Origin of the sequence: Corynebacterium sp. CCUG 69979 (assembly GCF_024454095.1) — a bacterium.
GTDB lineage: Bacteria > Actinomycetota > Actinomycetes > Mycobacteriales > Mycobacteriaceae > Corynebacterium > Corynebacterium genitalium.
This window is the reverse complement of sequence record NZ_JAGPZA010000004.1, coordinates 1-25,307: the sequence shown is the minus strand read 5'-3', so window position 1 is coordinate 25,307 and position 25,307 is coordinate 1. Positions and strand designations below refer to the sequence as shown.

21 protein-coding genes are annotated in these 25,307 nt (G+C 63.0%); 13 read left to right on the top strand and 8 right to left on the bottom strand.

The window, feature by feature from the left end:
- Window positions 1–225: 225 nt before the first annotated feature.
- The 3 genes from rplT to infC are packed head-to-tail and all read right to left on the bottom strand — an operon-like array spanning window position 226 to window position 1,444.
- On the bottom strand, window positions 226–615 hold the full coding sequence (gene rplT, locus KBX18_RS03755) for a 50S ribosomal protein L20 (protein WP_005290298.1): 390 nt from the start codon (window positions 613–615) through the stop codon (window positions 226–228).
- Window positions 616–668: 53 nt separating this feature from the next.
- The gene (gene rpmI, locus KBX18_RS03750) at window positions 669–863 is read right to left on the bottom strand and encodes a 50S ribosomal protein L35 (RefSeq protein ID WP_005290299.1); all 195 of its coding nucleotides are present in this window, start codon (window positions 861–863) and stop codon (window positions 669–671) included.
- A gap of 29 nt (window positions 864–892) precedes the next feature.
- Window positions 893–1,444, bottom strand: a complete 552-nt coding sequence (gene infC, locus KBX18_RS03745; RefSeq protein WP_083770299.1) for a translation initiation factor IF-3 — start codon at window positions 1,442–1,444, stop codon at window positions 893–895.
- A gap of 337 nt (window positions 1,445–1,781) precedes the next feature.
- Between infC and KBX18_RS03740 the strand changes: the two genes are divergently transcribed.
- Window positions 1,782–3,836 carry a DUF2339 domain-containing protein gene (locus tag KBX18_RS03740; RefSeq protein WP_255994867.1) on the top strand — a complete coding sequence of 685 codons (2,055 nt, stop codon included), beginning with the start codon at window positions 1,782–1,784 and terminating at the stop codon, window positions 3,834–3,836.
- 5 nt (window positions 3,837–3,841) lie between these two features.
- Here KBX18_RS03740 and KBX18_RS03735 read toward each other — a convergent pair whose 3' ends face one another.
- Both KBX18_RS03735 and uvrA read right to left on the bottom strand, forming a co-directional pair.
- The gene (locus KBX18_RS03735; RefSeq protein ID WP_255994866.1) at window positions 3,842–4,279 is read right to left on the bottom strand and encodes a hypothetical protein; all 438 of its coding nucleotides are present in this window, start codon (window positions 4,277–4,279) and stop codon (window positions 3,842–3,844) included.
- A 43-nt stretch (window positions 4,280–4,322) separates the two neighbouring features.
- The gene (uvrA, locus tag KBX18_RS03730) at window positions 4,323–7,178 is read right to left on the bottom strand and encodes an excinuclease ABC subunit UvrA (RefSeq protein WP_255994865.1); all 2,856 of its coding nucleotides are present in this window, start codon (window positions 7,176–7,178) and stop codon (window positions 4,323–4,325) included.
- Window positions 7,179–7,264: 86 nt separating this feature from the next.
- Here uvrA and KBX18_RS03725 point away from each other — a divergent pair, with 86 nt between their 5' ends.
- The 3 genes from KBX18_RS03725 (at window position 7,265) to KBX18_RS03715 (ending at window position 11,381) form a co-directional block, all read left to right on the top strand.
- The gene (locus KBX18_RS03725) at window positions 7,265–7,861 is read left to right on the top strand and encodes an MBL fold metallo-hydrolase (RefSeq protein ID WP_005290305.1); all 597 of its coding nucleotides are present in this window, start codon (window positions 7,265–7,267) and stop codon (window positions 7,859–7,861) included.
- A gap of 89 nt (window positions 7,862–7,950) precedes the next feature.
- A complete protein-coding gene (locus KBX18_RS03720) occupies window positions 7,951–9,042 on the top strand; it encodes a DoxX family protein (RefSeq protein WP_255994864.1) in 1,092 nt (363 codons plus the stop codon).
- A 107-nt stretch (window positions 9,043–9,149) separates the two neighbouring features.
- On the top strand, window positions 9,150–11,381 hold the full coding sequence (locus KBX18_RS03715; RefSeq protein ID WP_255994863.1) for a UvrD-helicase domain-containing protein: 2,232 nt from the start codon (window positions 9,150–9,152) through the stop codon (window positions 11,379–11,381).
- 10 nt (window positions 11,382–11,391) lie between these two features.
- Here KBX18_RS03715 and KBX18_RS03710 read toward each other — a convergent pair whose 3' ends face one another.
- Window positions 11,392–11,835, bottom strand: coding sequence for a universal stress protein (locus KBX18_RS03710; RefSeq protein ID WP_040424470.1), 444 nt, complete (start codon window positions 11,833–11,835; stop codon window positions 11,392–11,394).
- Window positions 11,836–11,843: 8 nt separating this feature from the next.
- Window positions 11,844–13,958, bottom strand: a complete 2,115-nt coding sequence (gene uvrB / locus KBX18_RS03705; protein ID WP_255994862.1) for an excinuclease ABC subunit UvrB — start codon at window positions 13,956–13,958, stop codon at window positions 11,844–11,846.
- 120 nt (window positions 13,959–14,078) lie between these two features.
- On the opposite strand from uvrB, the gene KBX18_RS03700 reads away from it, so the two are divergent.
- The 9 genes from KBX18_RS03700 (at window position 14,079) to KBX18_RS03660 (ending at window position 24,433) form a co-directional block, all read left to right on the top strand.
- Entirely contained in the window at window positions 14,079–14,924 is an 846-nt protein-coding gene (locus KBX18_RS03700; RefSeq protein ID WP_255994861.1) for a TetR family transcriptional regulator C-terminal domain-containing protein, read from the top strand.
- 2 nt (window positions 14,925–14,926) lie between these two features.
- Entirely contained in the window at window positions 14,927–16,483 is a 1,557-nt protein-coding gene (locus tag KBX18_RS03695; RefSeq protein ID WP_255994860.1) for an ABC transporter substrate-binding protein, read from the top strand.
- Window positions 16,484–16,486: 3 nt separating this feature from the next.
- The gene (locus tag KBX18_RS03690) at window positions 16,487–17,434 is read left to right on the top strand and encodes an ABC transporter permease (protein WP_005290312.1); all 948 of its coding nucleotides are present in this window, start codon (window positions 16,487–16,489) and stop codon (window positions 17,432–17,434) included.
- Window positions 17,434–18,546: an ABC transporter permease gene (locus KBX18_RS03685; RefSeq protein ID WP_255994859.1), complete on the top strand. Its 1,113-nt coding sequence runs from the start codon at window positions 17,434–17,436 to the stop codon at window positions 18,544–18,546. Before KBX18_RS03690 ends, KBX18_RS03685 begins: the two co-directional genes overlap by 1 nt.
- Window positions 18,543–20,288 (top strand): ABC transporter ATP-binding protein, encoded by a 1,746-nt coding sequence (locus KBX18_RS03680; RefSeq protein WP_255994858.1) that lies wholly within the window; start codon window positions 18,543–18,545, stop codon window positions 20,286–20,288. Before KBX18_RS03685 ends, KBX18_RS03680 begins: the two co-directional genes overlap by 4 nt.
- 64 nt (window positions 20,289–20,352) lie before the next feature.
- Window positions 20,353–22,146 carry a choline/carnitine O-acyltransferase gene (locus KBX18_RS03675; RefSeq protein WP_255994857.1) on the top strand — a complete coding sequence of 598 codons (1,794 nt, stop codon included), beginning with the start codon at window positions 20,353–20,355 and terminating at the stop codon, window positions 22,144–22,146.
- Between the two features lie 55 nt (window positions 22,147–22,201).
- Window positions 22,202–22,795: a dephospho-CoA kinase gene (coaE, locus tag KBX18_RS03670; protein ID WP_255994856.1), complete on the top strand. Its 594-nt coding sequence runs from the start codon at window positions 22,202–22,204 to the stop codon at window positions 22,793–22,795.
- 76 nt (window positions 22,796–22,871) lie between these two features.
- Window positions 22,872–23,225 carry a DUF4259 domain-containing protein gene (locus tag KBX18_RS03665; protein ID WP_255994855.1) on the top strand — a complete coding sequence of 118 codons (354 nt, stop codon included), beginning with the start codon at window positions 22,872–22,874 and terminating at the stop codon, window positions 23,223–23,225.
- Between the two features lie 83 nt (window positions 23,226–23,308).
- On the top strand, window positions 23,309–24,433 hold the full coding sequence (locus KBX18_RS03660; protein ID WP_255994854.1) for a trimeric intracellular cation channel family protein: 1,125 nt from the start codon (window positions 23,309–23,311) through the stop codon (window positions 24,431–24,433).
- 61 nt (window positions 24,434–24,494) lie between these two features.
- Here the strand turns inward: KBX18_RS03660 and KBX18_RS03655 are convergent, their stop codons facing one another.
- Window positions 24,495–25,064, bottom strand: coding sequence for an HNH endonuclease signature motif containing protein (locus tag KBX18_RS03655; protein WP_255994853.1), 570 nt, complete (start codon window positions 25,062–25,064; stop codon window positions 24,495–24,497).
- Window positions 25,065–25,307: the final 243 nt, after the last annotated feature.

The following is a 25,307-nucleotide window of genomic DNA, read 5'->3' as shown; positions in this document are numbered from 1 at the left end:
GAGCACAAACGCGGGATGGCCGAGGTCCGCGCCATGATCGACCGCGGAAAAATTGACAGGAATACCGGGTGCAAACACCACCAAACACCACCCCCGCTCACCCCACCCGCGGAACTTCGGTAAGCCCCAATGAGGGGCATACACGCCAAACGCCCCGCGGCCAGGTTCGGAACCGTGGCGCACGGGGCGTCGATAAGCAATGCGCGGAGAACCGCACAACGCGACTTAGGCGGCAGCTGCCTTCGGGGCGTTGACGTCCTCCGGCAAAGCGTTCTTGGCCACCTCGCAGATGGCGGAGAATGCAGCGAAGTCGTTCACAGCAAGGTCCGCGAGGATCTTGCGGTCAACCTCGACCTCAGCCAGCTTCAGGCCGTGGATGAGGCGGTTGTAGGTGATGTCGTTCATGCGGGCTGCAGCGTTGATGCGCTGGATCCACAGCTTGCGGAACTCAGACTTGCGTGCGCGACGATCGCGGTACGCGTAGGTCTGGGAGTGCAGCCACTGCTCCTTCGCCTTGCGGTACAGGCGGGAACGCTGGCCGCGGTAGCCCTTCGCGGACTTGAGGATGGCGCGACGCTTCTTCTTGGCGTTAACTGAGCGCTTGACACGTGCCACAGTGATACTTCCTTACTTCTCGTTACGGATTGTTTCTGGGAGGCAGGGCGCTCTTAAGCCTTGCCGAGGAGACGCTTGGTGCGCTTGACGTCACCCTTAGCAACGTCGGTGGTGCCGGAGAGCTTGCGGCGGCGCTTAGCCGACAGCTTCTCGTTCAGGTGGCGCTTACCGGCCTGCTCGCGGCGGAGCTTGCCAGAACCGGTGACCTTGATGCGCTTAGCGGTGCCCTTGTGGGTCTTCTGCTTCATGTCTGTAAATCCTTTGGTGCTTCTACGATCTACTTCTTGCCCTTGCGAACCGGGCCCAGGACCATCGTCATATTGCGGCCGTCCTGCTTCGGACGGGACTCGACCTGGCCGACCTCCTGAATGTCCTCAGCGAGGCGCTCCAGCAGGCGGTAGCCAAGTTCCGGACGCGACTGCTCGCGGCCGCGGAACATGATGGTCACCTTGACCTTGTTGCCCTTCTCCAAGAAACGCTCAACGTTGGCTTTCTTGGTCTGGTAGTCGTGCTCATCAATCTTGGGCCGGAACTTCTGCTCCTTGACCACTGTCTGCTGCTGGTTCTTGCGGGACTCGCGGGCCTTCTGGGCCTGCTCGTACTTGTACTTGCCGTAGTCCATGATCTTGCACACGGGCGGCTTTGCATTCGGCGCAACCTCAACCAAGTCGAGGTCTGCCTCGTATGCAAGCTTGCGTGCGTCATCGGTACGGACAATGCCAACCTGCTCGCCGGACGGGCCGACGAGACGAACTTCAGGAACACGGATGCGTTCGTTGATCCGAGCTTCAGCGCTGATGAGAACTCCTAGAGTGTGAAGGGTTTCAATGGTTCGCTACCGAACCGCAAACGCAGCTCCCCCAAACAAAAACCCACGCTCTCTCAGAGATAGCGTGGGAGTTCATCCGTCCACGGCAGGCGCGCTTACGCGAACCTACCGTGATTTTGACCCTTAGCCTTCCATCTAGCTGGCGGCATCAGGTGGGAGTAACTCCACTTGCAACCCGCGCTTTGCATCTCCAATGAGAAATCGGTGAAACATCGCGCAAGGCGGTAGTGAATAGAACCCTAGCATCCAAGGTCACGTTCGGCCAAATCTCGGTAACGAGGTGATAAAAACACCTTCCCGGATGGAACCATTTGGAGCGGATTTCAGTCTAAAGGGTATGACAAGCAACGAGAAGCTTCTAAGCCAGCTAGAAGAACTGCGCCGTGTGACCACGCACAGCCAACAGCTTATCGACGACATTGTCCACTCCCTTGCCCCGCTAAATTCCGACCCTGGACCCGTTCCGGTGCCTTCGTCTGCCCCCGCAGCTGTGTCAGCTCCCGCCGCGCCACCACAGCCTCAGCAGCCGCAGCCTCCCCAACCCCAGGCGGGGCAACCGTCGCCGTATCCAGCGTCACCGCCGCCCATTGGCCCAACGATGCCTGTCGCCCCCTCAGCCCCACGAAAGCCGAGTCTGACTCCGGAGCAGAAGATAGTCCGGGTAGCAGCCATCATCGGTTCTCTCATTACCTTTGCAGGCGCCAGTTTCGGTATCGCCCTGGCCATTCAAACCGGTCTCCTCGGCCCCGTTGGCCGCGCGGTGGGCGCGCTCATCTTCGGGGTCGCGCTACTGGGCATCGGTATCCGGGTAGACACACGCCGCGGTCCATCGGCAGGTGTCACGGCGTTGTACATCACATCTCTACTGGTCATCTATGCCGACCTGTACTACGTCACCTGGGTGAAGCTCTGGCTCCCAGCCCTCGCCTTGAGCGCGTTCTTCATATTCCTGTGGATGATCTATCTCGTTCTAGCGACCGTACGGAACAATCTGGGCCTCGTGCTGTGCATGTGTCTGTCCATGTTCGTCTACCACTTCTGCCTGTACCCATTCGATGTGCTTCAAACGACTATCGCAATGGTCGCACCGCTCTCGGCACTCGTAGTCACGTGGAAACTCCGTGCCGGCGAAAAGAATCTCCACGCTTTGGTGCGCACCGCTACGGCGGCGCTACTTGCGTGGCAGACTCTGTGGGTCTCGAGCATGCTTGAGGAAGGCCCAGTAAACGTCATCGTTGTTATCGCGGTAGCCGGTGCAGTCATGCTCGTTGTGTCAGAGCTGTTCATCCCGGCCACACCGGCCGCCCAGTCACAGAACCCGCCGATCCTGAACGCGGTCATCATGCCCACTCTTGTCATGTGGACATGTTTTGGAATCACAGACGCTTGGTCCGTCTGGCTGCCCGTTGTTGCAACATGCATCGTGTGCGTCCTCGTCACTCTCACTAGGCGCGCCTCCGACACCATGGTCAACGGTTGGCTCATTGTCACGCCGTTGACGTTCCTTGTCGCTTATGCAGTTGCATCCTTGGAGTGGTCCGTTCTCGGCTACACGATCTACGTAATCGTCTTCATGATGGCCTTCATCGGCGCAACCTTCCTCTTCCGTACCCGCCCTGTACATCTTCCCGGCGTGACGTTTGCGTGGGTGATCGTCCTCTTCATCAACGTCCGTGTGCTCCTTTTGATCACGACGGGCGGTTACACGGGGTTCGGGCTCGACTCCTATATCTTCATTGAGGCGATCGCACTCTCAGCCGTCCTCATCGTCGTCGCGACTCAAAGGAAACTCTGGCGCACAATGCCCACCGAGGCCCAGAACGCTCTCGCGGGAGCCGGACTCATCTTGGCAATGGTCTCGTGGGTCAGCATCACCACTATCATCGGTGATTTCGTTGCGCCGCGGCCTGAGCCGAGCGATCAGCCATTCTCCTCTCGTGATCGCAGTTCGCTGACAGGCGCTGACATTGGATTCCTGATCGGCCATATGTCCGTCTCGATCGCCGTGATGGCTCTCGCCTCCTGGCTGCTGTTGAAACGACCACGCCCCGAATCCGGTTCGAACCCGAAGTCCGCGCGCACAGCCGGCCTGGTTCTCGCCCTAGTCGCAACAGGAAAGCTCGTGTTCTTCGATATGGCCTCCCTGAGCGGCATTCCAAGGGTACTGGCGTTCACCGTCTCCGGCCTGCTCCTTATCGCGGTCGCGGTTCTGGGAGCACAACGAAACAGTGGCTCGCAACCTCAGCCCGCGGCAACGGCGGCACCAGGAGCACCAGAGACACCGGGACCTTATGGTGTACAGGCCCCCGCCGCAACACCGGCACATGGTGGCCCGGTACCTCACAAACCCCAACCCCCGCAGGACACTCCACCGCCAGCCCCCGAGATGTAGGAGCGCTACTTCTCCACCCGCGCTCCCGCCCGGAGTAGCCGTGCTTCGCGGGGGTCGGGCGGGTCGCCGATCCCCCGCACTGTCCCGGAGGCCTCCGTTTCGGCTACGTACATGGTCCAGCCGAAAGTCGCGGGTTCTTCAAACGGCCCTTGCGGCACCTCTCCATACAGACGGACGAGGTCAATGTGTTCACGCGTGCCTGACGGATCCGGTGGAATCACGAATACACCGAAGGTCGTGCCTAGCTCGTCCTCAGCGAGCGACTCCCGCGCGTAGTCGATGACCTGGAGCACGTCGGTCGCTCCGCGGACAATTTCAGTCCGCTGGATGAAGTAGTCCTTCTCACCGTCTCCGCTGTACTCCCAAAAACACACGACGTACAGCGGATCGGAGTGCTCGAGGCCGTCAGGCAGGACTACTTTCTCCCCGTCAGTGAAGAGCACAACGAGGTCGTCGCTCGTGGACTCGGTTATGGTCGCCCCCTTGCTACGTCGTCAGCACATCCGCGAGGAACTCGCCCGTGAAGGACCCCTTCACCTTGGACACCTTCTCCGGCGTGCCTTGCGCAACAACGGTTCCGCCGCCGGAGCCGCCCTCCGGACCCATGTCGATGATCCAGTCAGCGCATTTGATCACGTCAAGGTTGTGCTCAATCACCAAGACGGTGTTGCCCTTGTCCACCAGGCCGTTGAGCACGAGCATGAGCTTGCGGATGTCCTCGAAGTGCAGGCCCGTTGTGGGCTCATCCAGGATGTAGATCGTCCGGCCGTTGGAGCGCTTCTGCAGCTCCGCGGCGAGTTTCACACGCTGGGCCTCGCCACCGGAAAGAGTCGTAGCGGACTGACCCAGTCGAACGTAGCCAAGGCCGACATCGCACAGCGTCTGCAAGTAGCGGTGGATCGATGTGATGGGCTCGAAGAAATCGGTCGCCTCACTGATCGGCATGTCCAGAACTTCGGCGATGTTCTTGCCCTTGTAGCGGACCTCGAGCGTTTCGCGGTTGTAGCGCGCGCCGCCGCACACTTCGCAGGGGACGTAGACGTCCGGCAGGAAGTTCATCTCAATCTTGATCGTGCCGTCACCGCGGCAAGCCTCGCAGCGTCCACCCTTGACATTGAAGGAGAAACGCCCCGCCTTGTAACCGCGCACCTTCGCTTCTTGTGTCTCCGCGAACAGGTTGCGGATTTTATCGAAGACACCGGTGTACGTCGCCGGGTTCGAGCGCGGCGTGCGGCCGATCGGCGACTGGTCCACCTGCACGAGCTTGTCCAGGTGCTCGAGGCCATCGACCTTCTTCACACGGCCGGGCACCTGGCGCGCACCGTTGAGGCGGTTCTGCAGGGTCTTCGCCAAGATCTGGTTGACCAGCGTGGACTTGCCGGAGCCGGACACACCCGTCACCGCGACGAGCATGCCCAGCGGAATGTCGACAGACACGTTGTCCAAGTTGTTCTCGCGGGCACCGACGACGCGCAGCTTCCGCTCCTTGTCCAGCGGGCGGCGTGCATCCGGAACCGTGATCTCCTTGCGGCCGGAGATATAGGCACCGGTCAGGGACTCCTCGACCTTCTCAATGCCCTTCGGCTCGCCCTGGTACACAACTTTGCCGCCGTATTCACCGGCGAGGGGGCCGACGTCGATAAGCCAGTCGGCGGCCCGAATGGTGTCTTCGTCGTGCTCGACCACAACCAGGGTGTTACCCAAGTCGCGCAATTTCTGCAGCGTCGCGATGAGGCGCTGGTTGTCGCGCTGGTGCAGGCCAATCGACGGCTCGTCGAGCACGTAAAGCACACCAGCCAGACCCGAACCGATCTGAGTAGCCAGACGGATGCGCTGTGCCTCACCGCCGGAGAGCGTTCCCGCAGAGCGCGACAGCGTCAGGTAGTTCAGTCCGACGTCGAGCAGGAAGTGCAGGCGCGCCTGGATCTCGCGGAGCACGGCCCCGGCGATCATTTCCTCGCGGTATCCGAGCACGAGGTTGTCTAGGTGTTGGGACGCGTCTTCGACGGACAGCTCGGTCAGCCCCGCAATGGACTTCTCCCCGTGCGTCTTCGAGTCGAGGCGAACCGCCAAGATCTCGGGCTTGAGGCGCGCACCGTTGCACGTCGGGCAGGCGACATCGCGGGTGTAGGCGAGGTACTTCTCCTTCGCGTGCTCCGACTCGGACTGCTCGATCTTCCTGTTCAAGTAGCCCTTCACACCTTCGAACGCGGCGGTGAAGTTGCGTTGGCGGCCGTAGCGGTTCTTGTAGCGGACGGACACCTTCGTGGAGGTGCCGTCGATCAGCGCCGTGCGGTGCTTTTTGCTTAGCGACGACAACGGCTCATGCGGATCAAACCCCTCCGCTTTGCCGAGCGCGACGATGAGCTTGGTGAAGTAGCCCTTGTTCGGCGAGGAGTTCCACGGCTGGAACGCGTCGACGGCCGGTGCGTCTGGGTCCGGAATCACCAGGTCCGGATCGATCTCGCTGCGGGTGCCCAGGCCGTCGCACGCGGGGCATGCGCCGAAGGGAGAGTTGAAGGAGAACGCGCGCGGCTCGTACTCCTCCACGTTGAGCGTGTGCCCGTTCGGGCAGGCCATCTTTTCAGAGAAGATTTCTACGCGGTTGGGGTCGTCCGCGTCGCGGTCGACGAAATCGAACCCGACGAGACCGTCGGCAAGCTTCAATGCTGTCTCGACGGAGTCCGTGAGCCGCTGCTTCTGGCTTTCCTTCACAGTGAGACGGTCGACGACGACGTCGATGTTGTGCTTGACCTGCTTTTCCAGCTTCGGCGGTTCGGAGAGCTGGTAGGTCTCACCGTCGACGTTGATGCGGGCATACCCCTGGGCGGACAGGTCAGAGAACAGGTCGACAAACTCGCCCTTGCGCTTGCGCACGATGGGCGCGAGCACCTGGAACTTCGTGCGCTCCGGGTTCTCCATGACGCGGTCCACAATCTGCTGCGGAGTTTGCCGGTCGATGACGGCGTCGCACACCGGACAGTGCGGGGTGCCGGCGCGCGAGTACAGCAGACGGAGATAGTCGTAGATCTCCGTGATCGTGCCCACCGTCGAGCGCGGATTGCGGTTGGTCGACTTCTGGTCAATGGACACAGCCGGCGACAGACCGTCGATATAGTCGACATCCGGCTTGTCCATTTGGCCGAGGAACATGCGCGCGTAAGAACTGAGCGATTCGACGTAGCGGCGCTGCCCTTCCGCGAAGATCGTGTCGAACGCCAGCGAGGACTTGCCCGAGCCCGACAAGCCCGTGAACACGACCATCTTGTCGCGTGGCAGCTCCACGTCGATGCCTTTGAGGTTGTGTTCGCGCGCTCCGCGCACAGTGAGTTTGTCGGCCACTTGTCCTCCATTTCGGGCGTTGCGGGTCCTCGAACGAATTTACCAACACATCTACGTCCCTGTTCATTCCCCTACAGTGGGGCGGCATGGACCTCACCTTGCATCACGTGTCTGTTTCTGAGATGGACAACAACTGCTATCTGCTGTGCTCGCGGGGGCAGGGCTTGCTTATCGACGCCGCCTGCGAGCCCGACACCCTGCTCGCCATGGCCGAATCTGCCGGAGTGGAGATCACCGATGTGCTGACAACGCACCGGCACTGGGACCACGTCGGTGCGCTCGAAGACATCCTTGAACGCACTGGTGCGACTCATTGGGGTTCCTTCCTCGATGCCCCTGCCCTGCCGGTTGCTCCCGACAAGGAACTGCACAACGAAGACACCCTCGAGTTCGCCGGGCACTCCTTCCCCGTCTACATTCTGCGCGGCCACACTCCGGGCGGTGCCGCTATCGCGGCTGAGATCGACGGCACCACCAATCTTTTCGTCGGAGACTCCCTCTTCCCTGACGGGTTGGGCAAGACCAACGGTGAAGGCGACTTCATCCGTCTCTTCAACGACGTGAAAGAGCGAATCTTCGATCGCTTCCCCGATGACGCGATTGTCCGCCCGGGCCACGGCGACCCGACAACTCTCGGTGAGGAACGGCCGAAGCTAGACGAGTGGTGGGAGCGCCGCTGGTAGGTCTCTGCCGGAGAATTTCCGGCACGCTTGCCGTGGAATCGGTCTACAGTGGGTAGAGAAAGACCCCTATAAGAAAAGGAATAGTGAGTATGATCCGCAAACTTGCTCGCCCCATGCTTGCGTCTGTGTACATCGCAGACGGCGTGGGAACGGTGACGAGCTCCTCTGAGCACGCTAAGGGCGCAGAGAAGGTCGTCAACACCATTAAGTCTGTGCTGCCGGCACAGTACGCAAGCTACATTCCCTCCGACCCGGAGACTGTGGCAAAGATCAACGGTGGTGTGAAGATCGGCGCGGGTGCCACCTTCGCTCTGGGCAAGATGTCGCGTCTTTCTGCTGGCCTGCTCGCAGGGTCCACCGTGTGCACCCTGATGGCCCGCAACGCGTTCTGGGAGGCCAAGAACGACGAGGAGAAGGCCAAGATGCGCACCGGCGCTCTGACCAACGTCGCTCTGCTTGGCGGTGTTCTGCTGGCTACTGCTGACACCGAAGGCAAGCCGGGTCTGGCATGGCGCGCACAGGATGCCGCCAAGCGTGCGAACAAGAACATCCAGTCCGCTCTGCCGACTCAGTCTGAGACCGAGAAGGCCATGAGCAAGGCCAGCGAGTGGTTCCAGAATACCGCGGAGACTGTCTCCGAGGGTGCACAGCAGGCAGCTTCCGAGGTCGCTGACTACGTCGACGACAACAAGGATGACTGGAAGAAGACCGCGTCCAAGTTCGCCGACAAGGCGCAGGATGCTGCGTCTGACGCTGCCGACTGGGCTGAGGGCACCTACAAGGACCTCAAGCCGAACAAGCTCGAGCAGGCCCGCATGAAGCGCCAGGTCAAGGGCTTCATTGGTGACGCTCAGGACAAGGTCCAGGATCTGACCCCGTCCGAGCTGGACAAGTTCAAGGCCAAGCGCAAGGTCAATTCCGTTGTGAGCGACCTGCAGGGTTCTCTCGATGACCTCGGCCCGTCCGAGTGGGAGAAGTTCAAGGGCAAGCGCAAGGTCAACAAGGCTGCTGACAAGGCGCAGGGCCGTGCGCAGGATGCCATCACGAACCTGCAGCACGCTTTCGATGAGCTGGACGCCTCCCCGAGCTGGTGGCAGAAGCGTAAGTGGAAGAAGAGGGCGAACAAGGCCGAGAAGCAGGCTAAGAAGGCTGTGAAGAAGGTGCAGAAGAAGCTCGGTTAATTCACCGGGTCGCACCTACTAGCCCCGCGGCAGGGAATACTCCCTGTCTCGGGGCTGTTTGCTTACTGGCACACTCCTTCGGTGGGAAGAGAAAGGTTAGGCGCTCGGTGACAGATTCCAAGATCGCCCAGGAACAGGACTACGCGGATGCTTTGTTCGGCAGGCTCGACGCGGAGGTTCAGGCTGCCCAGCGACGGCTTGAGGCTGTGGCGTTGGACGTGGACCCAGACAACCCGGATGCGGATGCTTTGGTTCGCCGTGAGACGGAGTATCACGGCCTGAACGCGAAACTGGATGATCTCAACGTCGTTGAAACCGGCTTGGTTTTTGGGCGGATCGACGTCGCGGATGACTCCCCGGAGAATCCCGCCGACGGCCGGGAGAACGTGGACCGCCGCTACATCGGCCGCATGGCCATCGACGACCGCGCCGATGATTACCGCACTCTTTTGCTGGACTGGCGCGCCCCGATGGCGCGGCCCTACTACTTGGCCACAACTGCCCACCCCGAAGGCGTGGAGACGCGCCGCAACATCCGTATGCGCGGCCGTTCCGTGACGGCGGTGGATGACGAAGTGCTCTCCGGCTGGGATGACGCTGACACCATTGGGGAAACGTCGGGCACGACAAGTGACGTCAGCAGCGAAGCGGCTCTGCGCCGTGCCATGAACGCACCGCGCACCGGGCACATGCAGTCGATCGTGGAAACTATCCAGCGCGAGCAGGATCAGATCATCCGGGATTCGACCCGTGGAGTCCTGGTTGTCTCTGGTGGACCGGGAACGGGCAAGACCGCGGTCGCCCTGCACCGTGTCGCCTACCTGCTGTACACGTGGCGGGACCAGCTCGCGCGCACTGGTGTCCTCATTGTCGGGCCGAATCGCACCTTCCTCGATTACATCTCCCGGGTTCTACCGGAACTGGGTGAAACCGGTGTCGTCTTGAACACCGTGGATCAGCTCGTGCCAGGATTTGACCCCGCCGCTACTGACAGTCTTGTCGCCCGCGAGGTCAAGGGGTGCCAGGACATGGCCACTATTCTCAAGCGGGCGGTGTGGAACTATCAGACAGTTCCCGAGCAAGACGAGCTGCTGCGCGTCGACGGCATTGATCTGGCCGCCACTGCGTCCATGATCACCGCTGCCCGCACAAGGGCACGTCGATCGCGCAAACCCCACAACGAAGCGCGCCCGTTCTTCGCCGAAGCGTTGACGCAACTGGTTGCGGAGGCCCTGGCCAAGCGCATCGGTGAAGACCCCCTCGGCGGGTCTAACCTACTGTCCCAGGCGGATGTCGACCAGCTTCATGATGATCTCGCGGATGACCCGCAGGTGGCTCAGCTCGTCGATAAGCACTTCCCTGAGCTCGATCCGGTGGAGGTGCTCGCCGAGTTCCTCAGCGACCGGGAGGCTATTGCCGCCGCAGCCTTCGATTATGACGAGCTGACCCAAGACGCGCTCTACCGCGCTGACGGCACCGCATTCACGGCGTCTGACACGGCGCTTATCGACGAGCTGTACACCCTCGTCGGCATCCCCACACCCAGCGATGAAGCTGAAAAGGCCGAACGGCAGTGGCGGGAGCTCGTCGCAGACGCTGAAGACGCACTCGACATCCTCGCATCCTCAGCAAACACCGATACCGACGACGAGTTTGAAGCCGAAGTCTTGTCCGCGCACGACATTATCGATGCTGAAACGCTCGCCGGCCGCCAACGTGAGACGGACATCCGGTCCACCGCCCAGCGAGCACAAGCGGATATGACCTGGGCGTACGGGCACGTCATCGTCGACGAAGCCCAGGAGCTGTCCGCAATGGAGTGGCGGATGGTGTTCCGCCGCTGCCCCTCGCGGTGGATGACCTTGGTGGGTGACACTGCGCAGACCTCCTCACCGGCGGGCGTGGACACGTGGGACAGCGCGCTCGAGCCGTTCGTCGGCCAGCGCTACCGCTCCCATGAACTCACGGTGAACTACCGCACCCCTGGCGACATCATGCGTGTCGCCGACAAGATCCTGCAGGTCATTGATCCGGAGGCCACCCCGGCCGCGACGGTGCGCGAATCAGGCGAGGCGGAGGAGCACGAATCGGTCCGGTGGCTTCCCGACAACACGAACGCCGAGGCCGTGCGAGCTGAGCTCTCACGCCTCGGCGGGATGGTCGCGGTACTCACCGCAGACAATGTAGACGAGGTGAAGGGGTTGGAGTTCGACCACGTCATCGTCGATAAGCCAGCGGCGATCGTGGATGCCTCACCGCAAGGCTGGCAAGACCTCTACGTCGCAGTCACGCGAGCGACGCAAACTCTGACCGTAATTGGGGAACTCCCCGTTTCCTGATCTCCGGCGCTTAAGAAACAGTGTGGACGATCATGACGTCGCAGTCAGACTGGCGCGCGACGTCAGCCGGCACGGAACCGAGCAGGCGGCCGGTCAGAGAGTTGATGCCGCGGTTACCCACGACGAGCAGCTCTGCAGAGTAATCGTTGACGATGCTCATCAACGCCTCGACCGGGGTACCCGGGCGAACCGTGGTCTGCACGTCCTTCACACCGGTAGCTGACGCGTGCTCAGCGGCCTTGGCAAGATTCTCGCGTGCGGTCTCATCGCCCAGAATCGTGTTCGAGTCCTGACGCAGCGCAGTGGAAACATCTGCTTCTGACTCGTAGTAGGCGCAACCGATGACCAGCGTGGCATCGAACGCAGCCGCGAGTTCCGCGGCACGCTCAACAGCCAGCATCGAGGACTTCGACCCGTCTGTGCCAACAACAACGGTGTTGTAGTTCTTGCTCATGGTGGCCACTATATACCGGCTTCTTTGACCCCGCGTAGCTCCTTGCGCAAGTCCGCAATCTCATCGCGCAGGCGGCCAGCGAGCTCGAATTTCAGCTCCCGAGCAGCTGCGGTCATCTGCGTTGTCAGGTCCGCGATGAGCTTCTCAATCTCGTCCGAAGCCATCGACGATGTGTCACGGCCTTCGATCATCGCCTCTTCCCCGCTGCTGCCGCGCTTCGCACCGTCGCCATACGTATCGTCCTCGGCGCGCTCGTAAACCTCGTCGAGGATGTCGGCAATCTTCTTGCGCAGCGGTTGCGGATCGATGCCGTGCTCTTTGTTGTACGCGATCTGCTTGGTGCGGCGTCGCTCCGTCTCGTCGATGGCTTCCTGCATTGACTCAGTGATGTCATCGGCGTACATGATGACCTCGCCGGAGACGTTGCGGGCTGCGCGGCCAATGGTCTGAATGAGCGACTTCGTCGAGCGCAGGAAGCCTTCTTTGTCGGCGTCGAGAATTGCCACGAGAGAGACCTCCGGCAGGTCGAGACCCTCGCGGAGCAGGTTGATACCCACGAGAACGTCGAACTCGCCAAGCCGCAGCTGGCGGAGCAACTCCACACGCTGCAGGGTGTCAATGTCCGAGTGCAGGTAGCGGACCTGGATGCCGTTATCCAGGAAGTAATCAGTGAGATCCTCAGCCATGCGCTTGGTCAAGGTGGTCACCAGGACGCGCTCATCCTTCTCAGTTCGCTCGCGGATCTCGTGGATCAGGTCGTCGATCTGGCCCTTGGTGGGCTTGACCGTTACCTTCGGGTCGACCAGGCCCGTCGGACGAATCACCTGCTCAACGAACTCGCCGCCGGCCGCCTCCAGCTCGTAGTCGCCCGGGGTCGCAGACATGTACACGGTCTGGCCGACACGGTCCTCGAACTCGTCGAACGTCAGCGGACGGTTGTCCACCGCGGACGGCAGACGGAAGCCGAACTCGACGAGGTTGCGCTTGCGCGACATGTCGCCCTCGTACATGCCGCCGATCTGGGGCACGGTGACGTGAGACTCGTCGATGATGGTGAGGAAGTCTTCCGGGAAGTAGTCGATAAGGGTGGCGGGAGCGGATCCAGGACCACGGCCGTCAATATGCCGCGAGTAGTTCTCAATGCCAGAGCAGAACCCGACCTGCTGAATCATCTCGAGATCGTATTCGGTACGCATGCGCAGGCGCTGCGCTTCGAGCAGTTTCCCGCGGCTTTCTAGCTCTTCGAGGCGGTCGGCGAGTTCCAGCTTGATCGCCTCAATTGCTTTCTCCATCCGGTCCTCGGTAGCTACGTAATGCGTTGCCGGGAAAATGCGCAGCTCCTCGCGCTGCTGCAGAACGTCACCGGTGAGCGGGTGAATGTAGTAGAGCGAATCGACTTCGTCGCCGAAGAACTCCACGCGCACGGCAACTTCCTCGTAGGCGGGGATGATGTCCACCGTGTCACCTTTCACGCGGAATGTCCCGCGCTTGAAGTCCACGTCGTTGCGTTCGTACTGGACGTCCACAAGCAAACGCAAGAACCGGTCGCGCTCCACTTCTTCACCGACCCGAAGAAGCAAAGAACGGTCCAAGTAGGACTGCGGCGTACCCAGGCCATAGATGCAGGACACCGAAGACACCACCACCACATCGCGGCGGGACAACAGGGCCGACGTCGCAGAGTGGCGGAGGCGCTCGACATCGTCGTTGATCGACGAATCCTTCTCAATGTAGGTGTCCGTCTGCGCGATGTACGCCTCCGGCTGGTAGTAGTCGTAATACGACACGAAGTACTCGACCGCGTTATTCGGCAGCAGTTCGCGCAGCTCCGTGGCCAGCTGGGCGGCGAGCGTCTTATTCGGCGCCATCACGAGCGTCGGGCGCTGCTGCTGCTCGATCAGCCACGCCGCGGTCGCCGACTTGCCGGTGCCCGTCGCACCCATGAGCACCACATCCGGATCGCCGTCGCGCAGCCTGCGGTCCAGCTCTGCGATCGCGGTCGGTTGGTCGCCGGACGGCTCGAACTCGGACTCGACCTTGAAGAGTTTCTCGGTGCGCTCCACCTCCCCCACAGGGCGGAATTCGGAGTGCGATAAAACGGGGTGCTCAGCAGCAAAAGCCATGCACACCAGTCTAGGTCAGTTCCGCGATTCGCTTATCGACGCCCCGCGCCAGTTGCGATTCCCTTCGCGCCTAAGTCAAATTGTTGCGATTGCCTCTCAGCTGCACATAAGGTTGTGCCCATGGCCCAGACACATCCGAACACTGCAGCTCGCGCCGCGATCACCGCGGCGGGTTTGAGGCACGCGGATGTGGCCACCCATTTGGGGATCGACGCCAGCAAACTGTCCAAGTCGCTCTCAGGCGTACGGCGCTTCAGCGCCACCGAGCTGCAGCGTTTGGCGGAGATCACCGGCGTCACCGTGGACAGTCTGAGGCCGCTGTCCACAACGGCCACCGGCCACGCACCGGCCGCCCGCCCGCGCGAAGCAGATTGGGCCGCCCGGCGCCGCGCAATCGCCGCGGCCGCATGGCCGCTGTTCACGTCGAACGGCTACGAGGCGGTCAAGGTGGCCGACATCGCCCGGGAAGCAGGAATGTCCAGCTCAGCTGTCCACTACTACTTCCACTCGAAAAACGACATCTTCCTCGCCACTCTCGACTTGTGTTCGGAGCAGGCGGCGGGAAGACGGGAGGCGGTGACGTCGATAAGCGATCCTGCACGACGTTTGGTGCGCTTTGCGCACGTGCAGCTCGACGGTTCCGCGGAAGCCACCCGGGAGTGGACGACGTGGGCTCAATTCTGGGCGTCGTCGCCGATGTTCGCGGACGCGAAGGAGGCGACTGCCGTGGCGTACAGCCGCTGGGACCAGCAGCTGCGCGCCATCGTGCTCGAAGGGATGGCCTCCGGCCAATTCACCGCCTCCGCACCCGAGGACATGATGAGCGCTGTCACGGCGACGATCGACGGTCTCGGTGTGCAAATGCTCATCGGCGCACTGTCGGCAACGGACGCGGCGGACGCTGTGACGGCATATCTGAATACGTGGATGACAGCGGACGCTGTCTTCGTGAAGGAGAACACATAAACATGGTTGAACTTTCGCGCCGGCAGTTGCTGGGCACCGCGGCAGTCGCTGGTTCGGCGACTGCCCTCGCGGCATGCTCGCCAACGATGCCTGCTGAAAATATCGATACGTCGGGCCCGCCGCGCAAGGGTGGCACCCTGCGCGTCGGACTCGTGGGCGGCTCCACCGCCGACACCGTGGACGCGCACATTCCCGCCAGTGCCAGCGACGCCGCCCGCGTGGTCAATCTGTACGAGCCCCTCGTACGCCGCGGCTACGAATACGAGCTGGAAAACCGTCTCGCCGAGAGCCTCGAGCCGAATGAAGACGCGACCGAGTGGACCATCCGTCTGCGTGAAGGCGTGAAATTCTCCGACGGCCGCCCGGTGCGCCCGGAGGACGTGATTGCCACCTACGAGCGCGTCGCCGATCCGGACGACCCGAAGAACGGCGCAGGGTCCATCGCGCACATCGAAGCCATGAACGTCGTCGACGACCGCACGCTGACGATCTCCTTGTCGCGGCCCGACGCGACCTTGACCGATGCGCTCGCCGAGTACCAAATGGGCATCGTCCCCGAAGACTACGACCCGGAGAATCCGATCGGTGCTGGCCCCTTCAAACTGGTCAGCTTCTCCGCCGGCCGGGAGACTGTCATGGAGCGCAACGAGCATTACTTCCTCGGCCCCGCCAACCTGGACCGCGTCGAGGTCGTCGATTTCTACCAGGAGGACGCGATGCTCAACGCGCTTTTGTCCTCCCAGGTCGACGGCATCGGAGCGCTCAACCACGCACTGGTCCGCGTCATCGAGTCTGACCCGCGCATGCACGTCGTCAGTTCTGAAACCGGCATGTGGCTCCCCTTCACCATGCGCGTCGACCACGAACCTTTCGACGACGAGCGCGTCCGCCAAGCTATGCGCCTGGCCTGCGCGCGCCCCGGCATGGTCGACCAAGTCTTCTCCGGCGAGGGCCAGGTCGGCAACGACATGTTCGCCCTCTACGACCCGGCGTACCCGCACGAATTCCCCCAGCGCGAGCAGAACATCGAAGAAGCAAAGAAATTGCTTGCCGACGCCGGCTACCCCGACGGCATCGACGTCACCCTTGCCACCTCCGAAATCGCCTCCGGTGCTGTCCGCGCCGCTCAGGTGTTCACGGAGCAGGTCCGCGATGCCGGCATCCGCGTGAAGATCGACCAAGTCGACTCCACCACCTTCTGGGCCGACGGAAACTACCTGTCCTACCCGTTCTCCCAGACCTTCTACTACACGCGAAACTTCCTCGAGCAGGTCAACCGCTGCGCCACCGAGGAGGCACCGTTCAACGAGACGCACTGGGTCGACGACGAATTCACCGCCCGCGTCGAAGCCGCACGCGGCATTGTCGACGACCGCGAGCGCAGCAAGAAGATCAAAGAGCTCCAGCGCGAATTCTACGACCGCGGCGGATACATCATCTGGGGCTTCCCCAACCAGGTGGACGCGTACCACAACTACGTGGTCGGAGCGCGCCCCCACCCAAGTGGCGTTGCACTGTCCCAGGCGTTGTTCTACGACATGTGGATTGCGGAGGCATAGACAATGGGCAAACTCATCGCTCGCCGACTCGGCTTGAGCATCTTCATTCTTTTGGCAGTGTCCGTCATCATTTTCTGCGCCACACTGCTCCTGCCGGGCGACCCCGCCCGCGCCATCCTGGGCCAGCAGGCTACCCCGGAGCGCATCGCCGCGCTCCAGGCCGAAATGAACCTGGACAAAAACCCCGTCGAACGCTACTTCCTGTGGCTCGGCGGCGTGTTGACGGGCGACTTCGGCACCTCCACCACCACCGGCGGCCCGGTGTCCGAGCTGCTCGGTGAACCGCTGGTCAACTCTTTGGTCTTGATGGTTTTGGCGGCGTTAATCGCGATTCCGCTGGGCATTCTCGTCGGCATCTATGCGGCGTGGTGGCGTGGCTTCCGCCGCGACCAGGCCATCACTTGGGTCACCCTGATCCTCGCCGCGATGCCGGAATTCGTCATCGGTATTTTGCTGGTCACGGTTTTCGCAACCTCGGTCTTCCAGGTGCTGCCCGCGGTGACGATGTCGCAGCCGGGCGCCTCTGTCTGGTCGTACCCGTCGCAGCTCGTGCTGCCGACGTTGACCCTCGCGCTGGTCGTCAGCCCGTACATCGCTCGCATGACCCGCGCCACGATGATCGAGACCCTCGACTCGGGGTATGTCGAAATGGCCCGTCTCAAAGGCGTGCCTGAGCGCCGCGTCATCTTCCGCCACGCGCTCCCCCACGCTATCGGCCCCATCGCCCAGGTCGTCGCGATCCAGCTGGCATGGCTCGCCGGCGGCATTGTCGTGGTCGAGTACCTGTTCCGCTACCCGGGCCTCGGCGTCGCCATGATCGACGCCGTCAACTACCGAGACGTCCAGGTCGTGCAGGCGGTCACCCTCCTGATCGCCGCCGTCTACGTCGTTGTCAACCTGCTTGCCGATGTCATCGGCATCATGGCCAACCCCAAGCTAAGGAGCAACTAATGACCCAGCCGCACAATACTGGCGCCGAGTCCGTAGAGTCGCTCAAGGCTGACAAGGCCGCCGCGACCGAGCCGGCTGCCGCGCACACCGAAAGCAGCGCCGCTAACAGCGCTACCGGCGCCCCCTCCGATGTCAGGACCGGCGACGAGCTGAAAGCCTCCCTGTCCAAACCCGACCCGCTGCTCAAGCGCATCTGGGCGCAGCCGGAGGGCAAGGTCGGCATGATCCTCACCGGTCTAGTGCTCCTGATCGCGTTGATCGGTTATTTCTTCACCGAGCAGCTCACCGGCTACTCCACCACCGAGTTCCTCGGCCTCCCGTTCACCTCCGACGGCATCTTCGGCACCGACAACCTCGGCCGCTCCGTCGCCTCCCGCTTCATCGGCGGCGGACTGATCCTGCTCATCACGGCATTTTTGGCGACGGTGCTGGGCATGGTCGTCGGCACGGTGCTCGGCATGATCGCCGGCTACACCGGCGGTGTAACCGACGCTGTGATCATGCGCATCAACGATGTTCTCCTGGCCTTCCCACAGCTGTTCTTCGCGATGCTCGCCATCGTGATTTTCGGCCCCTCCGCGACCGTCCTGGTGCTCGTCATCGGCCTGACCCACGCACCGCGCATCGCCCGCGTGGCGCGCTCGGCCACCCAGTCGGTCACCAACGAGGACTACATCCGCGCCGCCCAGATGTACTCGGTGCCGCACTGGAAGATCCTCACCCAGGAGATCCTGCCGAATATCACCGGCCCGCTGTCCGTCGAGGCCGGGCTGCGCCTGACCTACTCCATCGGTTCCATTGCGTCCCTGTCCTTCCTGGGCCTGGGCATCCAGCCGCCGGCCGCTGACTGGGGCCTGATGATCAATGAGAACCGCATCGCGCTGTCCATCCAGCCGTGGGGCGTGGTTCTGCCGGTCATCGCCATTGCGGTGCTCACCATCGGCACCAACATGCTTGCCGACGCCACCGCCCGCGCCACCGCCTCCACCGCCACCCCCATCAAGCGCACCGGCACCACTATCCCGAGCGACCGCCAGGACAAGGTCGCCCCCATCATCAACGAAGACACCCGCAGCCGCACCACCCAGGCTGCCCCGAAGGAGAACGCATGACCACCTCGATTAATGCGGACGGCAAGGGGCCGAAGAAGTCGTCGATAAGCGGAAGAGACTCGCTGTGGTCCTCGACTGGCGGCGAAGGCGACTACGTACCCCCTGTACGCAACGACGACACGCTCGTGCTGCGCATCCGCGACCTGCGGATGGCGACCTACAGCGGCACCGAGATCCTCCACGGCGTCGACATCGACCTCTACCGCGGCGAAATTGTCGGCCTCGTCGGCGAATCCGGTTCCGGTAAGACCACCGCCGGACTTGCAGCGCTCGGCCACGTGCGCACCGGCCTGACCATCACAGACGGATCCGTCACGCTCTACTCCCGCGACGACAAAACCACCGATGTCCTCTCGCTTAGCGAAGACGACGTGCGCGACATGCGCGGCTCCCGCGTTGCCTATATCCCGCAGGACCCCGCGCTCAGCCTCAACCCGGCGATGCGCATTGGCGACCAGATCCGCGAGGTCCTCGACATCCACGGGTACGGCTCCAGCTCGTCCGAGCGCGCCGAACGCGTCCGCGAAGTCATGCGCGACGTCGATCTGCCCGACACCGACGAATACCTGGCACGCTGGCCGCACCAGCTCTCCGGAGGGCAGCAGCAGCGCGTCGGCATCGCCATGGCGTTCGCCATGTACCCCGACGTGCTCATCCTCGACGAGCCGACCACCGGCCTCGACGTGACCACCCAGAACCACGTCCTGAAAACGATCCGCACCATGACGATGAAGAACGACGTCGCCTCGCTCTACATCACCCACGACCTGGCTGTCGTCGGCGAGCTCGTCGACCGCGTCATCGTCATGCTCCGCGGCGACATCGTCGAGGAAGGCCCCTACAACGCCGTCCTGTACAACCCGAAGCACGCCTACACCCGCAAGCTCCTCGGCGCCATCCCCGACCTGGAAGGTGAAAAGGACATCGCGGGCAACGACCGCTGGACCAACTCCTGGGCCGAGGTCCACGGCGACCCCGCGGCGTCCGCTGAAACGCCGCTTCTCCAAGTCCGCGATCTCGGAATGGCGTACGGCGACAACAAGGTCCTGCACGGCATCAACCTCGCCATCGAAGCCGGCGAATCCACGCTACTCCTCGGCGAATCCGGCTCCGGCAAGACCACCCTCGCCCGCTCGATCGCCGGCCTCAACCCCGGCTACACCGGCGACGTGCTGCTGCGCGGCAAAGACCTCGCGCACTCCAGCCGCGACCGCACCCTCGAGCACCGCAAGGACGTGCAGTACATCTTCCAATCGCCGTTCTCATCGCTGAACCCGCGGCGCACCATCGGTGAATCGATGAGCGTGCCGCTTATCATGGCGGGCGAACTGTCCCGCGACGAGCAACGCGCCATCGTCGAGGAGACCCTCGAAGCCGTGCAGCTCGACCGCAGCTTCTACGACCGCCGTCCCGGCGACCTGTCCGGCGGCGAGCGCCAACGCGCCGCGATCGGCCGCGCGCTCGTCAACGCGCCGTCGGTCCTCGTGTGCGACGAGATCACCTCGGCCCTCGACGTGTCAGTCCAAGCATCGATCCTGCAGCTGCTCGCCGAACTCCGCTACGAGCGTGGCCTATCGCTGCTGTTTGTCACGCACAACATCGCGCTCGCCCGGCACATCGCCACACGCGTCGCTGTGCTCAACAAGGGCGTCATCGTCGACGACGGTCCTGTCGACGACGTTCTCGACAACCCGCTCCACGACTACACGCGCAGCTTGCTAACGAATATCCCGTCGCTCTAGCCACTGCGCCCCGTGGGTAGTGTGAGGTGTGTATATCCGCAGGCGAAAACAGGAGGACAACGCCGTGGCACACCCCACTTCCCACCCCGCAACGACAGACCTCAAGCCGTTGCCCGTCCCGCCGCTCGACGGCACGCTCGACGCGTACAGCCACGCCCTCGAAGCGGTCCTCGACGGCAGCGAACTGGAGCATGCGCGGGAGGTCGTCGAAAGCTTCCGCACGGGAGCCGGTCCACGCCTCGACGCGCAGCTGCGGGAACGCGCGGCCCAGCGCGAAGCAGCGGGCACCAATTGGCTTAACGACGAATGGTATTCCTCCTACCTCTCCACCCGCTCCCCCTTGACCCTGGCGTCAAATGTGGGGTTCCAGATCGCCTTCCCTGTGTCCGGTGGCCCTACCGCAGCCGGTGCTGCGGCCACCAACCCTGCCGACCTGGACCGCGCCGTCGAATTCATCCGCCGTGCCGCTGCCGTCCACCTCGCCGCTGCAGCTGACGCCCTGCCCGAGGATGTCGATGCCCGTGGCAACCGCATCACCATGAACCAGTGGTTCGTCTACGCAGGCGGTATCAGGCATCCGGAGGAGGGGGAAGACAGGATCATCGCGACACAGCTCGGCGCCGCGAACCGCGAGATCGGCGTGTTCGTCGACGGCCGACTTTTCGCGCTACCTGTCAGTAACGCCGAAGGCGCTCCCCTGTCCGCCGGTGCCCTGCGCGACGGTCTCGCCACGGTGCTGGAACTCGCGGCGCAACCTGGCGAGGCCGCCCAGGACTTCAACGCCCCGTCGCTGCTCGGCTCCGGCATTCTCGCCGACCTTCTGCCGATGATCCTCGACAAGGGCAGCAACCGCGCCACCTACGAGCGCCTCAGCGACATGCTGTTCACTATTGACATCCAGGAAGTCGCGGCCGATGCCCCCGCGACAAGCGACACCGAGCGCATCCGTGAGGCCACCTTCGCCCCGCGCGGCGCCTGGGTATACAAGCCATTGAGCTACCAAATCAGCCTCAACAGCGACTGGGCTGCCGTGCATGTCGAGCACTCGTGCCAGGACGGCGCGACCCTCGTTACCGCGATCAGCCGCATGCAGGACGCGGAGCTGACCGACGCGACCGACACGACCGACGCGGCCGACGCGAACGCAGCACCGGAAGAGCTCGCATGGGGCCTCGACGACGCGACACAGCAGACGATTTCCGCGCGCCTGGACGATGTCCGGAAAGCTGCCGGGAAGCTGGCGGCGGACATCATCACGGTCCCTCACACCATCCCGGCGGAGCTGCCGTTCAAGATCAGCCGCGACGCGTCGGCACAGATCACCATGCACATCGCCCAGCAGCTCACGTACGGGCATGTGCGCGCGGTGTACGAGGCCGTCGATATGCGCGAATTCCGCGCCGGCCGCACCGAGTGCCTGCGCGCCGCCACGCCCGAAGCGGTCTTGTTCGCAGAAAAGCTTATCGACGGCACCGCTACCCCCCACGACCTCACCTCCGCCCTCGACGCCCACCGCGGGTGGGTGAAGCGCTGCAAGTCCGGCAATGGGTTCGACCGCCACATCCAGATGATGGCCAGCATCGACGACTCCGACGTTTTCTTCACCGACCGCGCCGCCACGGCCGCGCGTCGCGACTTCCTGTCGACGACCTCCATCGGTGGCGCCGACCAGATCGTGCGCTACTGCTTCGCGCCGACCCTGCCGGAAGGCTTCGGCATCTCGTATACCCCGCTTCCTAACGACGCCGAATTCTGCGTCTCCTGGAACACCAGCACCGCTGAGCAGCCTGCGAAATTCCGCGCGAATCTCGTCGCAGCCGCGGCAATGTTCTGGGACTTCTGCGGCGAGATCCGCTAAGCGACATCGACTAAACGAGTATCTAACAAGCCAGCCAACGGGAAGGCGGAAGCACATGAAAAAGATCGGACTCACCGGCGGAATCGGCAGCGGCAAATCCACTGTGGCGAAGATGCTCGAAGAGGAAGGCTTCGCGGTGGTCGACGCCGACCAGATCGCCCGGGAGATCATGGAACCGGGCTCACCCGTCCTCGACCGCGTCGCGGCGGAATTCGGCGCGGACATCATCCGTGAGGACGGGACGCTGGATAGGGGGACATTGGCGGGAAGGGCGTTCGTCGATAAGCGGGCAACTGAAAAGCTGAACTCGATCACCCACCCGGCGATCCGTACGGAGTCCGAGCGTCGGTTCGCGGAGGCGGAAGCTGCCGGCGAACCGGCCGTCGTGTACGACATGCCGTTGCTCGTCGACCTCGGCATGCACCGCGACATGGACCTCACTGTCGTCGTCGACGTTGACGCCGAGGAACGCGTGCGGCGGCTCGTCTTGTCGCGCGGCCTCGATGAAGCCGACGCCCGCGCCCGCATCGCGCAGCAGCTTGACGACGCCGCCCGCAACGCCGCCGCCGACATCCTCATCGACAACAACGGCGACCTGGACGCTCTTAAACCGCAGGTCGACCAGCTGATCGCGCGCTTGAGGGCCTGAAGTTTCGCCCATTAGTCGAACAACGTTCAAGGCCACGCTACGTCCCATTCACCTACGTTGCCTAAGGTGACCGGCCATGGGAACGTGGGACATCGGGCCGTTCGACAACGACCCGGCAGTGGACGCCGTCGCAGCGCTTGCTGACGGCTCCTTCTGCATGGACCAGTTCCGTTTCGACTGCGGCCGCGGACCGCTCGGCACCGACGAAGCTGAATCCGTCATCGCTTTAGCCGCCGTGCTGAACGGGCACGTGCCCTCCGAAGCTCTCGCACCCGCGCTTCGCTTCCCGTTCACCCTCGACGACCGCCGCTGGATTCGCCGTCGCGCGAGCCAGGCCCTGCGGCCGGGTAGCTCCGAGCTCTACGACCTGTGGGAAAATGCCGGCGAACTGGATACCTGGCTCGCCGAGACCAAGAAATACGTCGCGTAACTGCCAGGTTGGGTTCTATGCCCCGGAGCCGTCAGCGCACCTGACATGCCTTTTTAGTGGGGCTAGCTCTACAATCACCAGGTATGCCCGTGGACCAGGTCGACCCGCTCATCAGCTCTATCTACCAATGGATGGACGTCTCCGGCGTTCTCCTGATGGGAATCATCGGCGGCACCCTCGCGCGTCAGCTCGGTTATGACATCGTGGGGTTTCTGTTCATCGCCATGCTTTCGGCGCTGGGCGGCGGCATGCTTCGCGACGTCCTCATCAACCAAGGCACCGTCGCCGCCATGAGCCAGCCTGAATACCTGATCCTGGCGTTCACCGGAGCGCTGATCTCCCGGTTCACATACTTCAAGGGCCGTGCGTGGGAGTTCCTCCAGTCGCACGGCGACGCCCTCGTTTCTGCGTTGTGGGCCGCCACCGGTGCGTCCAAGGCCATCCAGTACGGGCTACCGCTTCTGCCCACCATCATGATGGGTGTGTTCACCGCCACTGGCGGCAGCATGATCCGCGACGTCGTCACCGGTCGCGAGCCAGCCGTGTTCGGCGGGAACCAGCCAGCCGTGATTCCGGCGGTGGCCTGCGCGGTGATCGTGTTGATCGGTAACGCCACCGGCTACCTGGCCATATCGATGGTGCTGGGACCGGTCGCGAGTTTCACGCTGTTCCTCTTCGGTTACTACGGCAACTGGCGGGTCAGCCAAGATCCGGACTTCGCGCCGGTAAACGCCACCGTGACTGCCACAGCAACGCAAGTGGCGTCGCTTGCCCGGAAGGCCGAAGACCGCTCCCGCGCCGTAGCCCGCGGACTGGAGCCCAAAAGCGTGCGTGCCTGGCGCCACCGCCAGATGGAGAAAGCCTTGCAGCGGCGCATCGAGGCGGAGATCCGCAAGGGTAAGCACCCAGCCGAGGCCCGCAGCGACGCCGACGAGTTTCTCACCGAATTCACCAACCAGTTCCCCGCCATCGATGCTGAAACACTTGCCGCCGCTGGAGTCGAGACCCCCACTGAAGAGGAGAACCTCTTCGAGGGCATCGGTGTCGACCTCGCCGGCGACTCCTACGACGGGGAAACGACGGAACCCGACCCCGCCGAGACCGAAGCAATGCATGCGGACATGCTGGACATCGTTTTGTCCGACGCCAAGCTCACCGATGAACTCATCGAACGCCTCGCGGAACGATACAAAAATCGGGACGCCTAGGCGCGCGCCTCTTCGGCCGCAGGGCATGCTTCGCCCCGGTGTGTGCTCTTCGGCTGTTTCGCTATTTCCCGAACAGGAGGTGCATCGCACCAAACTGGTGTGTGGTGTTCGGTACCGGTGTTCCGCGCGGTGAGACCCACACCGGGGTCCCGCCGCGCATCCGTATTCGACCCCGATGGTTCCGGTGGGGGCCGTCGTCGTTGGTCCGGTTGTGATACCTACACAACACCGCCAAGTTGTCCATATTGGTGGGCCCGCCGCTCGCCCACGGGGTGATGTGGTGAACCTCCCAATTATCCGCAGCATGCCGGCAATCCGGCATAGGACACGTCGTCAACGTCGCCCGCGCCAAATCCCGCTGCTTGGTGTTGGCGAAGCGTTTGGTGCTGTACAGGTTCACCGCACCCGCCTGCGGATGAAACAACGCCACCTCCAAGTCTTTCGAGTGGTGGTGGGTCAAGTACTCCGCACCGGTCATGGTGGTGCCATCAGATAGACCCAGGATGGTCTCGTCACCTGTACCGGCGAGGATCTTCACATAGTCCGGAAGCGGGATCTGCACCAACGGGCGCGGCACCGACGCGGCGACAGCTCCCTCTTTGTGCAGCAGGTCGTGGAAGGCTTCGTGCATCTGCGGACCTTCAGGACGATCCGCGTCGAGGTTTTTCCGCAGAGCGTGCTCAAGGGCGGCGATATCGCGGTCATCACCGGTGGCGCTAAAGGTGCGTTTGCCTTTGCGTGACCGGCCGAACCGGACGATGGACTGCGGAGCGGGCTTGTCGGCATCCGGGTCAGGGGAGGGTGTCAGGATGTTTGTGTGTGAGGCTCTGATTGAGAGGGAGTTTCACCGATAATGACTACTGTGTCACCAAAG

Bases quoted from the DNA above. Each gene is read 5' to 3' on its own strand.
- rpmI (WP_005290299.1), bottom strand. From the start codon at position 863: ATGAAGCAGAAGACCCACAAGGGCACCGCTAAGCGCATCAAGGTCACC.
- KBX18_RS03680 (WP_255994858.1), top strand. From the start codon at position 18,543: ATGACCACCTCGATTAATGCGGACGGCAAGGGGCCGAAGAAGTCGTCG.
- KBX18_RS03665 (WP_255994855.1), top strand. From the start codon at position 22,872: ATGGGAACGTGGGACATCGGGCCGTTCGACAACGACCCGGCAGTGGAC.
- KBX18_RS03700 (WP_255994861.1), top strand. From the start codon at position 14,079: ATGGCCCAGACACATCCGAACACTGCAGCTCGCGCCGCGATCACCGCG.
- uvrB (WP_255994862.1), bottom strand. From the start codon at position 13,958: ATGGCTTTTGCTGCTGAGCACCCCGTTTTATCGCACTCCGAATTCCGC.
- KBX18_RS03720 (WP_255994864.1), top strand. From the start codon at position 7,951: ATGATCCGCAAACTTGCTCGCCCCATGCTTGCGTCTGTGTACATCGCA.
- KBX18_RS03725 (WP_005290305.1), top strand. From the start codon at position 7,265: ATGGACCTCACCTTGCATCACGTGTCTGTTTCTGAGATGGACAACAAC.
- KBX18_RS03660 (WP_255994854.1), top strand. From the start codon at position 23,309: ATGCCCGTGGACCAGGTCGACCCGCTCATCAGCTCTATCTACCAATGG.
- KBX18_RS03685 (WP_255994859.1), top strand. From the start codon at position 17,434: ATGACCCAGCCGCACAATACTGGCGCCGAGTCCGTAGAGTCGCTCAAG.
- coaE (WP_255994856.1), top strand. From the start codon at position 22,202: ATGAAAAAGATCGGACTCACCGGCGGAATCGGCAGCGGCAAATCCACT.
- KBX18_RS03690 (WP_005290312.1), top strand. From the start codon at position 16,487: ATGGGCAAACTCATCGCTCGCCGACTCGGCTTGAGCATCTTCATTCTT.
- KBX18_RS03655 (WP_255994853.1), bottom strand. From the start codon at position 25,064: ATGCACGAAGCCTTCCACGACCTGCTGCACAAAGAGGGAGCTGTCGCC.
- KBX18_RS03740 (WP_255994867.1), top strand. From the start codon at position 1,782: ATGACAAGCAACGAGAAGCTTCTAAGCCAGCTAGAAGAACTGCGCCGT.
- KBX18_RS03695 (WP_255994860.1), top strand. From the start codon at position 14,927: ATGGTTGAACTTTCGCGCCGGCAGTTGCTGGGCACCGCGGCAGTCGCT.
- KBX18_RS03710 (WP_040424470.1), bottom strand. From the start codon at position 11,835: ATGAGCAAGAACTACAACACCGTTGTTGTTGGCACAGACGGGTCGAAG.